The organism is Vreelandella sp. ssv, assembly GCF_059448525.1.
Window position 1 is genome coordinate 3,118,925 of sequence record NZ_CM182545.1, and the last position, 13,029, is coordinate 3,131,953.

11 protein-coding genes are annotated in these 13,029 nt (G+C 53.7%); 5 read left to right on the forward strand and 6 right to left on the reverse strand.

Annotated features, from left to right (window positions below; all coding sequences use genetic code 11):
- Nucleotide 1 precedes the first annotated feature (1 nt).
- The 3 genes from ispD to AC5TBW_RS14220 form a co-directional block, all read right to left on the reverse strand.
- Entirely contained in the window at nucleotides 2-709 is a 708-nt protein-coding gene (ispD, locus tag AC5TBW_RS14210) for a 2-C-methyl-D-erythritol 4-phosphate cytidylyltransferase (RefSeq protein WP_495509187.1), read from the reverse strand.
- Nucleotides 706-1,044, reverse strand: a complete 339-nt coding sequence (gene ftsB, locus AC5TBW_RS14215) for a cell division protein FtsB (RefSeq protein WP_495509188.1) — start codon at nucleotides 1,042-1,044, stop codon at nucleotides 706-708. Before ftsB ends, ispD begins: the two co-directional genes overlap by 4 nt.
- A 181-nt stretch (nucleotides 1,045-1,225) precedes the next feature.
- On the reverse strand, nucleotides 1,226-2,374 hold the full coding sequence (locus AC5TBW_RS14220) for a GNAT family N-acetyltransferase (RefSeq protein ID WP_495509189.1): 1,149 nt from the start codon (nucleotides 2,372-2,374) through the stop codon (nucleotides 1,226-1,228).
- A 158-nt stretch (nucleotides 2,375-2,532) separates the two neighbouring features.
- Here AC5TBW_RS14220 and AC5TBW_RS14225 point away from each other — a divergent pair, with 158 nt between their 5' ends.
- From AC5TBW_RS14225 to AC5TBW_RS14240, 4 genes are all read left to right on the forward strand, one after another.
- Nucleotides 2,533-3,888, forward strand: a complete 1,356-nt coding sequence (locus AC5TBW_RS14225) for an aldehyde dehydrogenase family protein (RefSeq protein WP_495509190.1) — start codon at nucleotides 2,533-2,535, stop codon at nucleotides 3,886-3,888.
- Nucleotides 3,889-3,976: 88 nt separating this feature from the next.
- On the forward strand, nucleotides 3,977-6,589 hold the full coding sequence (locus AC5TBW_RS14230; RefSeq protein ID WP_495509191.1) for an ATP-binding protein: 2,613 nt from the start codon (nucleotides 3,977-3,979) through the stop codon (nucleotides 6,587-6,589).
- Complete coding sequence (locus tag AC5TBW_RS14235) at nucleotides 6,586-8,352, forward strand: GGDEF/EAL domain-containing response regulator (RefSeq protein WP_495509192.1); 1,767 nt, start codon at nucleotides 6,586-6,588, stop codon at nucleotides 8,350-8,352. Before AC5TBW_RS14230 ends, AC5TBW_RS14235 begins: the two co-directional genes overlap by 4 nt.
- Complete coding sequence (locus AC5TBW_RS14240; protein WP_495509193.1) at nucleotides 8,342-9,205, forward strand: MurR/RpiR family transcriptional regulator; 864 nt, start codon at nucleotides 8,342-8,344, stop codon at nucleotides 9,203-9,205. Before AC5TBW_RS14235 ends, AC5TBW_RS14240 begins: the two co-directional genes overlap by 11 nt.
- A gap of 4 nt (nucleotides 9,206-9,209) precedes the next feature.
- Here the strand turns inward: AC5TBW_RS14240 and AC5TBW_RS14245 are convergent, their stop codons facing one another.
- Both AC5TBW_RS14245 and AC5TBW_RS14250 read right to left on the reverse strand, forming a co-directional pair.
- On the reverse strand, nucleotides 9,210-9,569 hold the full coding sequence (locus tag AC5TBW_RS14245; protein WP_495509194.1) for a RidA family protein: 360 nt from the start codon (nucleotides 9,567-9,569) through the stop codon (nucleotides 9,210-9,212).
- An 81-nt stretch (nucleotides 9,570-9,650) separates the two neighbouring features.
- A complete protein-coding gene (locus AC5TBW_RS14250; RefSeq protein WP_495509195.1) occupies nucleotides 9,651-10,136 on the reverse strand; it encodes an Lrp/AsnC family transcriptional regulator in 486 nt (161 codons plus the stop codon).
- A 211-nt stretch (nucleotides 10,137-10,347) separates the two neighbouring features.
- On the opposite strand from AC5TBW_RS14250, the gene AC5TBW_RS14255 reads away from it, so the two are divergent.
- Nucleotides 10,348-12,039 carry a 2-isopropylmalate synthase gene (locus AC5TBW_RS14255; protein WP_495509196.1) on the forward strand — a complete coding sequence of 564 codons (1,692 nt, stop codon included), beginning with the start codon at nucleotides 10,348-10,350 and terminating at the stop codon, nucleotides 12,037-12,039.
- A gap of 124 nt (nucleotides 12,040-12,163) precedes the next feature.
- Here the strand turns inward: AC5TBW_RS14255 and AC5TBW_RS14260 are convergent, their stop codons facing one another.
- Nucleotides 12,164-13,018: a universal stress protein gene (locus AC5TBW_RS14260; protein ID WP_495509197.1), complete on the reverse strand. Its 855-nt coding sequence runs from the start codon at nucleotides 13,016-13,018 to the stop codon at nucleotides 12,164-12,166.
- Between the last annotated feature and the right edge of the window lie 11 nt (nucleotides 13,019-13,029).

The window sequence follows — 13,029 nt, forward strand, 5'->3', positions numbered from 1 at the left end:
ATTAAAACCTGTCAGGCGTGTGAGCGGCTTGTGCCGCCATTATGGCGGCTGCCAGCGCTAAGTCGTCTGGGTGGGTAATTTTCAGATTGTCGCGACGGCCGCTGACTAATTGCGGGCTCTCGCCTAGCGCTTCAACCGCTGACGCTTCATCGGTCACCAAGGTTTGCAACTGGCGGGCGGTTTCCAGGGCACGCCGCAGCAGGGCATAGCGAAAGCCTTGCGGTGTTAAGGCGTGCCATAAATCGTCCCGAGGCTCGGTTCGCGCACTCAAGCCCTGCTTGTCGGCGCGCTTCATGGTATCCGCTACCGGCATCGCCAATAGCGCACCTGCAGGATGGGCGGCAGCGGCTTGGTATAACGCCTTCAAATCTGCCTGAGTAATGCAGGGACGGGCCACATCATGCACCATCACGATATCATCATCCTGGGCTGCCATGGCGTGTAGCGCATTCAAGACACTGTCCATCCGCTCGCTGCCCCCTGGCACGCGCTGCCAATCGGTGAAAGGCACCCAGTGCGGCGAAAACCAGCGGTCATCGGCATCTAAACAGAGCACTAGGCGGGCGTCAGGGAAAGCGCTGTGCAATCTTGCCAGCGTATGCGCCAGCACCGGCTGTTCATCGGACAGAGGTAAGTACTGTTTAGGTTTATCGGCACCCATTCTGCGGCCCTGCCCTGCGGCGGGGACAATTAACCAAGTGTGACTCACTGCGATGGCTCCGGGGGCGCAACCAACCCTGCATTGATGCCAAGCAGCTCATTTTGGATCGCTACCCCTGGCACCCAGAAAAACTGCTCATCGGTACGAACCATGCCCATATCGCTACGCGCCCGTTCCTCAATCGCGTCTAAACCGGTTTTTAAATCCGTCACTTCAGCCGCCAGCCGCGCATTGCGCTCGCGCATGGGAACATTGGCCGCTTCCTGCACCGCTACCCGCTGCTCTACGTGCTGCAAATCGCTCCAGCCGCCGTTACCTAGCCACAGTTCGTATTGAAGCAGTGCCAGCACGGCGAGCAATGCCATCACTAACCATTTGCGCATCACTGCTCTCCAAGAACCTATCTCTTACAACCTATCTCATACAACGTATCGACTAGGTTGAATGTAAAAATGACGTTTTAAAACAGCGGCTATTGCAAATAGCCGCTCTGATTGGCGCGCATTATGCCATCAAGGCGCAACACCAGCGAGCCGTGCATCATTTAAATGAAAGCTTAAATGACTACTTAAATGGGAGCGCTTGATGGGCTGCGTCGCGGTAGGCGCTAACATGCTCGCCTTCTTCATGACAAAACTGAGCGACTCCGGCGGAAAGCCCTGGGTGACCAATATAGTGCAGCGAGCGCACTCGCTGTGGAGCAAATCCGCGGACCAGCTTGTGCTCGCCCTGGGTTCCCGGATCAAACAGCGTTAAACCATTCTGCAAACAGTATTCAATGCCTTGATAGTAACATGCCTCAAAATGCAGGCAGTCCGCGATGACTTCACTACCCCAGTAGCGGCCATAGAGCGTACTTGTACCGCGGAAATAGAGCGCGGCGGCCACAGGTCGATCTTCAACATGGGCCTGTACCAGCACAAGTGCCTCCGGCATGGTTTCGCGCAGGCGTTCAAAGAAGTCATGGTTTAAATAAGGCGGGCGACCACGTTCATGGTAGGTCATCGCATAGCAGCGATAGAAGTGGGCCATGTCAGCGGAAGTGATGGCATGTCCCTCCAAACGCGATACCTTTAGGCCTTGGTCGGCAACCAAACGACGCTCGCGCTTGATCATTTTGCGTCGCTTTGAGGTGAGGCTGGCTAAGAAGCCATCAAAATCGCCGAAGCCACGATCACGCCACTGAAATTGGACGCCTTCACGACTGATCAGCTCAGGGCACTGGGCCTGCCAGGCGGTGACGTCAGCTTCATTGGCAAACAGCAAGTGCCAGCTAGACAGATCAAGGCTTTCACACTGTTCACGCCATGCCCCGGCCAGTAGAGCGCGCACGGCTCTGGCATCGGCGTGCTTTGCGATTAGTGTGCGCATGCCTGGAACCGGGGTAAACGGCACAGCACTAAGCGCTTTGGGATAATAGCGGCCACCGGCGCGTTCTAGTGCTTCCGCCCAACCCCAATCAAACACATACTCACCGTAGGAGTGATGTTTTCGATACATCGGCATCGCTGCAACTAACTGCTCGCCTTGCCATACACTCAGATGACAAGGTTCCCAGCCCGTCGCCAAGCTGACGGCACCACTTTCTTCCAGTGCGTTTAAAAATGCATGACGTAAAAAGGGCTGATCGTTATCTACCAGTGCATTCCACTGGCTTGCCGTGACAGCCCCCATATTGGGTAGAATAGTAAGCGAAAGAGGGTGTAACGACATAGCATCTCCCTAAGAGTGTCGGCCAACAGAGCGTGTCGGGTTACGCCATGAAGATTGCCAACGCCACTTTACACTAGCCACTAGCACCGACCTAGCGCAGAGCAGCGCGCCAACTGCTTTGCCTAACACGCCACGCCGATAGCGGCATAGGAGAGGCCATGACGAGCGACTTAATGGGTGACTTTCAGACGCAACGCCAAGCTGCTGGTCAAATGCCCTATCCAACGTTAACGGTTCGACGTGACCGCCTGTCCCGCCTCGCGCGTATGACCAAACATCATCAGCTTGAGATTATCCGGGCCATTCAAACGGATTTTGGTCAGCGAAGCGATGTGGAAATACGCATGGCTGAAATCAACGCGGTGCTTCACGCTATTCGGCACGCTAGGCTACACCTATGGCGCTGGATGCGTTCGTGGGCGGTCAGCATGCCCTGGCGACTACTGCCTGCTCGGGCCCGCATTGCGCCTCAACCGCTGGGCGTTGTCGGAGTGATCTCACCATGGAACTACCCGTGGAGCCTGGCACTATTGCCGGTAGTGGATGCGTTTTCAGCGGGCAATGTGGTCATGCTAAAGCCTAGCGAGCAGACCCCTGCCACTAGCGCTTTGCTCATGCAGTTGGTGCCACAATACTTTACCCCCGAAGAGCTTCAAGTAGTGGAAGGCGACGTTGAGGTCTCGCGTCGTTTCAGCAGCTTACCGTTTGATCACTTGATATTTACGGGCTCCACAGAGGTGGGGCGACAAGTGGCCCAAGCTGCGGCGGTGAACTTAACCCCCACAACACTTGAACTGGGTGGTAAGTCACCCGCTATTGTGGCGGGCGATGTCGACCTAGACCAAGCCGCCGCGGCGATTATTTTCGGCAAAGGCATGAACGGCGGACAAAGCTGTATCGCCCCCGACTACGTGCTGGTAGAGAGCCGCCATATTAGCGCCCTGGTTAACGCCTTAAGTGAGGCTATTCAACAGCAGCGCCCCAACGATCATGCGGACACTCATGCCATTAATGCAGCTCATCAAGAGCGGCTCAATGCCTTGCTGCAAGAGGCGCATGACCATGGCTGCAGAATCATTGATCACGGCACTCACGCCCCCGCGCTGATCATCGACCCCCATCAAGGTTTGCAGATGATGCGTGAAGAAATTTTTGGACGCTGCCTACCGATAATTGGGGTAAGTGATATACCGGCAGCCATAAGCTTTGTGAATGCACGCCCCCACCCATTAGTACTGTATGCGTTTACCCACGATAAAGGTTTACAGCAACAGTTGCTGCAATCGACTCACTCGGGAGCGTTGGTATTCAATGCCACACTGCTTCATCACGCCGTCCCCTCTTTACCTTTTGGTGGGGTAGGCGAGAGTGGCATAGGCGCTTATCACGGACATCATGGCTTTGAGCGTTTTAGCCATTTACGGGGCGTTTTTTATCAATCAAAACGCTCACCTAGTCACCTGATTTATCCTCCTTACCGGCGCTGGCTAATGAAACTTATGGGAATGGGCTAAAGCTAATATGGTAACGACCGATATCTAGTTATCCATTGGTATAGCGCCTGTATGGTATGTTTTATTAATTTATCGCCTTGGAACGATCATGCAAGCCCCAGACACTCCCGATAATGAAACACAGCGCCTGGCGGCCTTGCATGCTTTACAGGTACTCGACACCCCCGAAGAGAGGGCTTTTGAGCGTATGACGCAGTTGGCGCGCGACCTGTTTGATGTGCCGATTGCCTTAGTCTCTTTAGTGGATAAAGAGCGCCAATGGTTTAAATCTCACCAAGGGCTTGAAACATGTGAAACAAATCGCGAGTTCTCATTCTGCGCCCATGCTATCGCTCATAATGCCCCTCTGGTGATTGAAGATACGCTGCATGACGAACGCTTTAGAGACAATCCACTCGTTGACGGCCTGCCCCACATCCGTTTTTACGCGGGTTACCCACTAAGGCCACTCAATGACATGGCAGTTGGAACGCTGTGCATTATTGACCGCCAGCCTCGCCACTTCAGCGAGCGTGATTTAAAGCTACTGGGCAGCTTGGCTGGCCAAGTAGAAGAGCTGCTTCGCCAACATAAGTTACAGGTGGACCTGACCCATACGGCGCGCCGTTTTGAGGCATTATTTACCAAAAGCTCAACGGCCAAGGTGCGTACTGATCATGCGGGTCTCATTATTGGCATCAATCCCTTTGCGCTTAATCTGCTGGGCTATGAGGAGAGCGAGCTGCTCGGGAAAAATGTTTCAGTTCTCACCCCTCCCGACATTAGCTCAAGGCACGATTCATTTATCGCCCGTTATATTGCGGGGAGCGAACCTAATATCATCGGCCGTGGCCGTGAAATTGAGGCACTGCATAAAGATGGGCGTAAAATTCCGGTTCACCTTACCATTAGCGTCATTCACGACGACCACGGTGAAGTAGCGGAGTTTTTGGGCGTGCTAACGGATTTATCCGACGTTTACGACGCCAACCGCAGAATGCGTAAAGAGCAGAACCTGCTCAAAGTTCTCCACCAGGGGATTACCGATTACCAGGCATTAATGTCGGGAAAACGGCTATGGACCTTCTTAATGGAGGCACTGCGCGAGCTTACCGACAGTGACTACGCGCTGATTGGTGAAGTGATGCCTACCGACACCACTAATGCGCTTAAAATTCATGCAATTACCGATCTATCCTGGAGTGAAGATTCACGTGACCTGATGGAACGGCTGCGTAGCGGTGATATGACTCTCACTAATCCCAAATCGCTGCTTGGCAACGTCTTTGCGTATGGTGAAGTGATCATGACCAATGATGTCTATAGCCACCTCAGACGCGGCGGCTTCCCGCTTGGGCACCCCATTCTAACCAACTATCTTGGTGTCCCCATTTTCAGCGGTGAACGATTGATCGGGATGTACGCCATTGCCAACAGCAAGCAGCCGTTAAACCAAGCGCTGCTAGATTGGCTTCAGCCGTTCACTGATACCTGCGCACTGCTAATCAACCTGTACAGCCAAATGGCTGAGCGCGAACAAGTCACCCAGGATCTAGCAAAGGCCAGAGATCAAGCTGAAAAAGCCAACCAAGCTAAAAGTGAATTTCTTTCTTCAATGAGCCATGAGTTACGCACGCCACTCAATGCCATCATTGGCTTTTCACAGCTATTGGCCAAAGGGCGTCGTGACCCACTGAGCGAAAAACAGCATCGTCAAATAGGCCAGATTGAGAAAAGTGGTCAACATTTATTGAGCTTAATCAATGAAGTGTTAGATCTCGCTAGAATCGAAGCAGGCCACCTGACGTTATCGATTGAAACCATCGCGATCGCCAATGTCATCAACGATACTTGTAATACTCTAGAGGCCAATATTGAGGCAGAGGGTATTACGTTAACCCGCACGCCAACGCCGACAAGCATTCAAGTAAGCGCTGATTACACCCGCATCAAACAAGTTCTACTTAACCTGCTTTCCAATGCGATTAAGTATAACAGTCACTGCGGCACTATTGAGATCACCGTTAAGCAACTGGACAATGAAGTACTTATCAGCGTGACCGACTCCGGAAGAGGGATTCCAGCTGAGCGCCAACACGAACTATTTGAACCGTTTAATCGCCTTGGTGCAGAGCACGAAGCCGTAGAAGGCACCGGCATTGGATTGGCCATTACCCGCGAATTAATCGGAAGAATGCAGGGCCGCATTGGGGTCGATAGTACGCCGGGCTTAGGGTCTACGTTTTGGTTTACGTTACCCCTGGCCGCGCAGAGTTCGCCGTCAGAAAACGTGGGCCCTAGTAAAGTCGTCGAGACTATCAACGATAGCAAACAGGCTTTTCAGTTGCTGTATATCGAAGATAACCCCACGAACCAGCGGCTGATGGAAGACATTATGGAAGATTTTACCCATATACAGCTTCAGACGGTGGCCAGCGCTGAATTAGGGCTTGAAATCATGCGTCACTCACCGCCTGATTTAGTGCTAATGGATATTCATTTACCGGGTATGAACGGCTACCAGGCTCTCGCAGAGATGCAGCAAGATCCGATACTCCAAGAGATCACGGTGATTGCGCTGTCAGCCAATGCCATGGAGCGAGATCTTCGCTATGGCTTAGCCGCCGGTTTTGACGATTACCTCACTAAACCTATCGATATCGAACAGCTTGGCCGTACACTTAACCAGTTCTCGAATGCTGTACCAAGGAAGGCGCCATGAGCCTTACTAAAAAACACCTGCTCGTTGTCGATGACAACACGGTTAATATTGATTTGATGCTCGACCTGCTCGACGAGTATGGCTTCGAGAATGTTCACGGCATCAATGACCCACGTGAAGTACTTCCCCACTGTCAGCAGCAGATGCCAGACCTATTATTGCTGGATATCCGCATGCCGCACTTAGACGGCTACGCGGTAATAGAAGAGTTACGAGATCACTTTGAAGAGCAGATGCCCCCGATTATTGTGCTCACTGCGCAAATTGATGATATGACCCGCCAGCGCGCCCTAGCCATGGGCGTTCGTGACTTTATTACCAAACCGTTCAAGCAAGATGAAGTCCTCCAGCGTATACGCAATACGTTAAACATTGAGCACCGCTACCAAGTACGCGATAGGCAGGCCGATACGTTAGAGCTGATGGTCGCCAAGCGCACCCAGGAACTAGACCGCCAGTCCCGAACCGACCCGATAACCCAGCTACCTAATCGACGAGGACTAAACCAAGCGCTGCAAGCAGCCGCCCTTCAAGCCTCGGGGACTGGGCTACTCTTTATTGCGCTTGATAAGTTAGACGATGTGGTACGACTACACGGTTATCGGGTCGCCGACCAGCTGCTCCGTTTTATCAGCCAACGACTTCGCCGACAGCTCAGCCCTGCGTGTCTACTGGGTTTATGGGGCGGTAGCGAGCTAGTGGTGATAACCACCACAGCCGACCCACAAAAACTGCTACAAATGGCCAACCATTTGCTGGCATGTTTTGAACAGGACCAGGCGCTTGATGAACTATTGCTGCCGCTCAGCGCACGTATCGGGGTCAGCGGCGAAGAAGGCCATTTTGAGGCAGATCGGCTGGTGCACATGGCTGCGTTAGCACTGCCGCCCCAGGGGACGGTACTCGTCCAACGCTATACACCAGAGATTGAGGAGAAGCAGCGCCACCAGCTGCATATTCAGCAGGCGATTCGCGGCGCCATCGAACGAGGCGAAATGTCGCTCGCCTTTCAGCCCAAATTATCGCTGGCCGATCACAAGATTCTAGGCGCAGAGGCGCTGCTGCGCTGGCAGCACCCTGAGTTCGGGCTTATCTCTCCCGGCGAGTTTATTCCGCTAGCAGAAGCCAGTGGTGATATTCTCTCAATTGGTGACTGGGTGCTGGATGAAGCCATGCGCCACATTACAGTGTGGCGTGCACGTGGGCTGCTCGATGACGATTTTCATATCGCAGTGAATGTGGCCGCACGCCAGTTAACGCGTAAGGACTTTGCTCAGCAACTTCTTACTCGTCTTGAGCGCCAGCAGATTCCCGAGTGTTTCTTAGCCCTGGAAGTGACCGAGTCAGGGCTAATGAGTGATATGAATCACGCGCGCCAGCAGCTTGCTCAATTGGCCGATATGAATATCGCGGTGGCGATCGATGATTTTGGTACCGGCCAATCATCGCTGGCGTACATTAAAACGCTGCCCTTCTCGACGCTGAAAATTGATCGAGCCTTCGTCATGGATCTAGAGACCAGCGCAATTGATCGCCAACTGGCGCACACTATTACCCAGCTTGCGCACAGCGTAGGCTGCGATGTGGTGGCAGAGGGGATTGAGACATCGGCCCAGGCGGCTTATTTGAGCTCTATTGGCTGTGAAGCCGCGCAAGGTTACTTCTATGCCCGCCCCCTGACTGCCGAAGCATTTTTCACTTGGTGCAGCGAATGGAAACCGCTTTTTTCTACTACTCACATGGAGACCGTTAATGGCTCATGACTTACTTGACCGCTTACGCGAACGTTTAGAAGAACTCAATCGCTCGGAGCGTAAAGTTGCCAATGTAATTCTTGAGGACCCCACGGTTGCCACGAGTCTTAGCATTGCCAGCCTTGCTCAAGCAGCCAGCGTTAGTGAGCCCACGGTTAATCGTTTTTGTCGCAACTTCGGTGCCAAAGGCTACCCCGATTTCAAGATAAAGCTAGCCCAGAGTCTCGCCGGTGGCACGCCCTACGTTACCCGGGCCGTGGAGCCTGGCGACACCGCCACCCAGTACACCCAAAAAATCTTTGGTGCCACTATTGCCGCCCTTGATGAGGCTCAACGAGAAATCGACATGGCTGCCATCGAGCGCATGGTGGACTACCTTACTCAAGCAAAACAGATTCACATCTTTGGGTTAGGTGCCTCCGGCGCGGTGGCGCAAGACGCTCAGCACAAATTCTTTCGCTTCAATCTGCCGGTAATGGCCTACATCGATGTGCTGATGCAACGCATGGTCGCCGCGGCTTGCCATACCGGGGACGTGGTGGTGATTATTTCCTACACGGGTCGCACCCGGGAATTAGTCGATATCGCCCGGCTCGCCCGCGATGCAGGGGCGGTAGTACTCGGCATTACCGCCCCCCACTCGCCCTTGGCTAACGAGTGTACCGCCACGCTTGAAGTTGCTACACCCGAAGATACCGATCACTACATGCCGATGACCTCGCGAGTGATCCAGCTCACGCTGATTGATGCACTGGCCACTGGAGTGACCTTGAGGCGTGGTGAAGACTTCTTACCCCACCTCAAGAAGATCAAAGATAGCCTGCGCGACACCCGCTTTCCGGTGGAAAAGCCCGGGAAATAAACCGTTAGCTGCTAACCGCAGCAGTAACGGTAATTTCCACTTTGAGTTCATCTGAGGGGAGCGGTGCGCACACGCAGGTGCGCGCCGGAGCGTAACCTGCCGGCACCCAGGCATCCCATACCTCGTTCATAGCAGCAACGTCGCTGCCCTCTTTTAGGTAAACCGTTGCGCTGAGCAGCTGCTCACGGCTTGAACCAATCTCTTTTAGCAATGCATCCACCCGCGCCAACATGCTTTCCGTTTGTGCGGTAATATCCCCTTCGCGGGCCTCTGGGCCAGCCACTTGACCACACAGATAGGCCACACCCTGATGAATAGTCGCACGGCTCATACGGGCTTTCGTATCATGGCGTTGAATTTTCATAGTGCAAACTCCTGATAAGTTTAAAAAAAGCAGTCTAAACCGCTTTATCTCCCTTTGACTATCCCAGATAGATTTAGCCGATTACAGCCGATCCGTGGGCACCGGACGGTGCTCAAAGACTCGCCGAAGCACAAAACTGGTATGCGCGCCCGTCACACCTTCAATACGGTTAATAACGTGCAGTAGCAAGTGCTGGTAATCATCCATATCACGCACCAATATCTTGAGCTGAAAATCCGCCGCCTGACCGGTAATGATGAGACATTCGATGACGTTGGGGATCTCACGAATATGGCGCTCAAAATTATCGAAGCGCTCCGGCGTGTGTTGATCCATGGAAATATGCAGCAGCGCCATCAATTGATAGCCCAATTGGCGGGCGTCAACCTCGGCACGATAGTGCAGTATTAAGCCGTGCTCTTCCAAAGCTCGTACGCGGCGCAAACAAGGTGAAGGCGAAAGACCGATACGATCGGCTAACTCCTGGTTACTGATGCGCCCCTCCTGCTGGACAATATCTAAGATATGACGATCAAAACGATCCAACACCAGTGGCGATACCGACATGACAAGCAGCTCCTGCCAAAATAACAAACATTAAAGAAACTTCCTGCCAATTATTGCCTTAACATCCTTATCTTCGCAAGAACCTAGCGTGGAAAACCCCGTAAACTAAGAAAACTGTCAAAAGCAGCGAATCAAACACTACGGCTGCCACAAGCAGCCAATATCCATAACGCCATCCCCCTTAGGAAGACCACCCTTTAGGAAGAGCTCTATGTCTGCTTTCGATCATCGCAAATATCGTCCTGCGCCCCGTGTGCCAGCCTTTAATCGCCAATGGCCGGATCGTGAACTTGATCACGCGCCTACCTGGGTGAGCGAAGACCTACGCGATGGTAATCAGGCGCTACTTGAGCCGATGACCGTCGCGCAGAAGCAGCGCTTCTGGCATCAGATCGTTAAAGTGGGCATTAAAGAAGTCATGGTAGGCTTCCCTTCCGCCAGCCAGCCCGACTACGACTTCGTGCGCTGGCTGATCGAAGAGGATCAAATTCCGGGCGATGTTACTATTGCGGTTCTGGTGCAGTGCCGCGAACATCTGATCGAAAAGACCTTTGCCTCGCTGGTAGGCGCCAAGCGAGCCATTGTTCACCTATATAATTCCACCTCCACCATTCAGCGCGAGCGGGTGTTTGAGATGGATCGCGCCGGCATTATGGATATCGCGGTACAGGGGGCCACCTGGGTCAAAACCTACGCCGATCAATACCCCGATATCGAGTGGTGCTTTGAATATACCCCGGAAAGCTTCTCCAGTACCGAGATCGACTTTTCCCTGGATATCTGCGAAGCAGTGATGGACGTCTGGCAGCCAACGCCGGAAAACAAATGCATTCTCAACCTGCCCACCACCGTGGAAGTAGCCGGGCCACACCATCACGCCGACCAGATTGAGTACTTCTGCCAGCACATCAGCCGCCGCGACAGCGTGATTATCTCAGTGCACACCCATAACGACCGCGGTGGTGCGGTAGCCTCTGCCGAACTCGCCCTGCTGGCCGGTGCTGAGCGGGTGGAAGGCACCCTGCTGGGCAATGGCGAGCGCACTGGCAATATGGATATCGTCACGTTGGCGATGAACCTCTATAGCCAGGGCATCGACCCGGAGTTGGACCTCTCTAATCCTGACGAAATCATTCAGGTGGTCAACGAATGCACGGGGATTACGATTCACCCGCGTCACCCTTGGGTGGGCGAGATGGTCTACACCGCCTTCTCGGGCAGCCACCAGGATGCAATCCGCAAATCACTCAAGCACCAGAAACCCGATGAACCGTGGCAAGTCGCCTATTTGCCGATTGATCCTCATGATATAGGCCGCGACTATCAGGCAGTCATTCGTGTTAATAGCCAGTCTGGCAAAGGCGGCATGGCATTTCTGCTTGAGCGCGATTACGGCATTAACCTTCCGCGCTGGATGATGCTGGCCCTGGCTCCTTACGTGCAGCAGGAGAGCGAAAAACGCGCCAGCGAACTGTCCAGCGAAATGATCCGCCAGGTGATGTTCGACAATTTCACTCAAGAAGCACCACTCTCGCTGGTCGACTACCGGCTTTCAAAAGGACAACAGGAAGGCATTGAAGTCACGCTGCAACAGGGTAATGAAACGTTGCGCCTTTCAGGCAAGGGCAACGGCGCGATGTCCGCATTTACCGATGCATGGCAACGTTACTCCGGTAGCAGCGTTGGGATTATCGATTACAGTGAGCACTCTCTCGGCGCCAGCAGCGAAGCCAATGCCATTGCCTTCGTCCAGCTCAATATTGATGGTCAGCGGCTCTGTGCAGTGGCCGAAGATAGCGACACCGTAAGCGCATCGCTAAAGGCGGTCATCGCCGGTATCAACCTTGCTGCCCAATCATCGACAAGGGCGCCCTCTTCCAAGGAAGCTGAGCTGACGCTGTAATCCCAGAGGTCATCCGACCCTTAGCTGGCGATGTGTAACCAGGGACTTAATCTACGTCGCCAGCAGGCGTGTCAAAGACAAATATTGCACACCCTGCTCTACCTTCGGCATTTTTCCACGTGGATTAACGCAAAATTAGTACCGGCAACTGCGCTTTTCGTAGCATTGTAGTGGTGGTACTGCCCACTAACAGGTGGCGTATGCGCGAGTGGCCATAGGCCCCCATCACCAGCATATCAATGCCGTTCTCTTGTTTATAAGTGCGCAGCGTTTCTTCTACGTCGCCTGCGCGAATCGCCCCTTCGGCGATGTGGTCGGCCTCGCGCAGCGTTTCCAGAGCCCAGGCTAGCTGGGAGCGGTTTTCGGCGGTTTCCGACCCAACAATCACAACGTGGCAGGTGACGCCCTCAAACAACGGACTTTTGGCCAGCATCTCCACGCCTTTACGCGCGGTGTTACTGCCATCGAATGCCATCATCACGTTACGCGGCTGCGTAAACTGTTTGGGCACCATAAGGATCGGCCGGTGCATTTCCCGCACCACTCGCTCTAAGTTGGAACCTAGATGCCCGCTGGCTTGGTGCGCCGTTTCGCCACGCTTGCCGACTACCAGCAAACGCACCTCTTTTTCGCTCTCCACTAGCGTTTCCACCAAGGTGCCGTTGCGCTGCATGCACTGTGGCTCAGCAATACCGGCGTTGATAGCACGCTCCTTGGCGGCCTCTAATAACAGGCGGCCGCGCTCACGGGAGACCTTTGCGTGCTGCTCCTCAATGCCTGACAGTTTTTCCAACAGGTGCTCTCGAGTGCCCAGGCCAAGGTTACCGGTTAAGTCTGGCTCAGCGACCTGGGCATGGTTATCTACGGTATGGATAAAACTAAGAGGAGCATTCAGCGCTTTAGCGGCCCACGCCGCGTAATCACATACACTTTCTGAAAACTGAGAACTATCGATAGCGGCCAACACGCGATCAGACATGGTTACTTCTC

What these genes read in the sequence shown, in the direction of transcription:
- AC5TBW_RS14220 (WP_495509189.1), bottom strand. Translation starts at nt 2,374, where the DNA reads ATGTCGTTACACCCTCTTTCGCTTACTATTCTACCCAATATGGGGGCT.
- ftsB (WP_495509188.1), bottom strand. Translation starts at nt 1,044, where the DNA reads ATGCGCAAATGGTTAGTGATGGCATTGCTCGCCGTGCTGGCACTGCTT.
- AC5TBW_RS14230 (WP_495509191.1), top strand. Translation starts at nt 3,977, where the DNA reads ATGCAAGCCCCAGACACTCCCGATAATGAAACACAGCGCCTGGCGGCC.
- AC5TBW_RS14240 (WP_495509193.1), top strand. Translation starts at nt 8,342, where the DNA reads ATGGCTCATGACTTACTTGACCGCTTACGCGAACGTTTAGAAGAACTC.
- AC5TBW_RS14245 (WP_495509194.1), bottom strand. Translation starts at nt 9,569, where the DNA reads ATGAAAATTCAACGCCATGATACGAAAGCCCGTATGAGCCGTGCGACT.
- AC5TBW_RS14260 (WP_495509197.1), bottom strand. Translation starts at nt 13,018, where the DNA reads ATGTCTGATCGCGTGTTGGCCGCTATCGATAGTTCTCAGTTTTCAGAA.
- AC5TBW_RS14255 (WP_495509196.1), top strand. Translation starts at nt 10,348, where the DNA reads ATGTCTGCTTTCGATCATCGCAAATATCGTCCTGCGCCCCGTGTGCCA.
- AC5TBW_RS14225 (WP_495509190.1), top strand. Translation starts at nt 2,533, where the DNA reads ATGACGAGCGACTTAATGGGTGACTTTCAGACGCAACGCCAAGCTGCT.
- AC5TBW_RS14235 (WP_495509192.1), top strand. Translation starts at nt 6,586, where the DNA reads ATGAGCCTTACTAAAAAACACCTGCTCGTTGTCGATGACAACACGGTT.
- AC5TBW_RS14250 (WP_495509195.1), bottom strand. Translation starts at nt 10,136, where the DNA reads ATGTCGGTATCGCCACTGGTGTTGGATCGTTTTGATCGTCATATCTTA.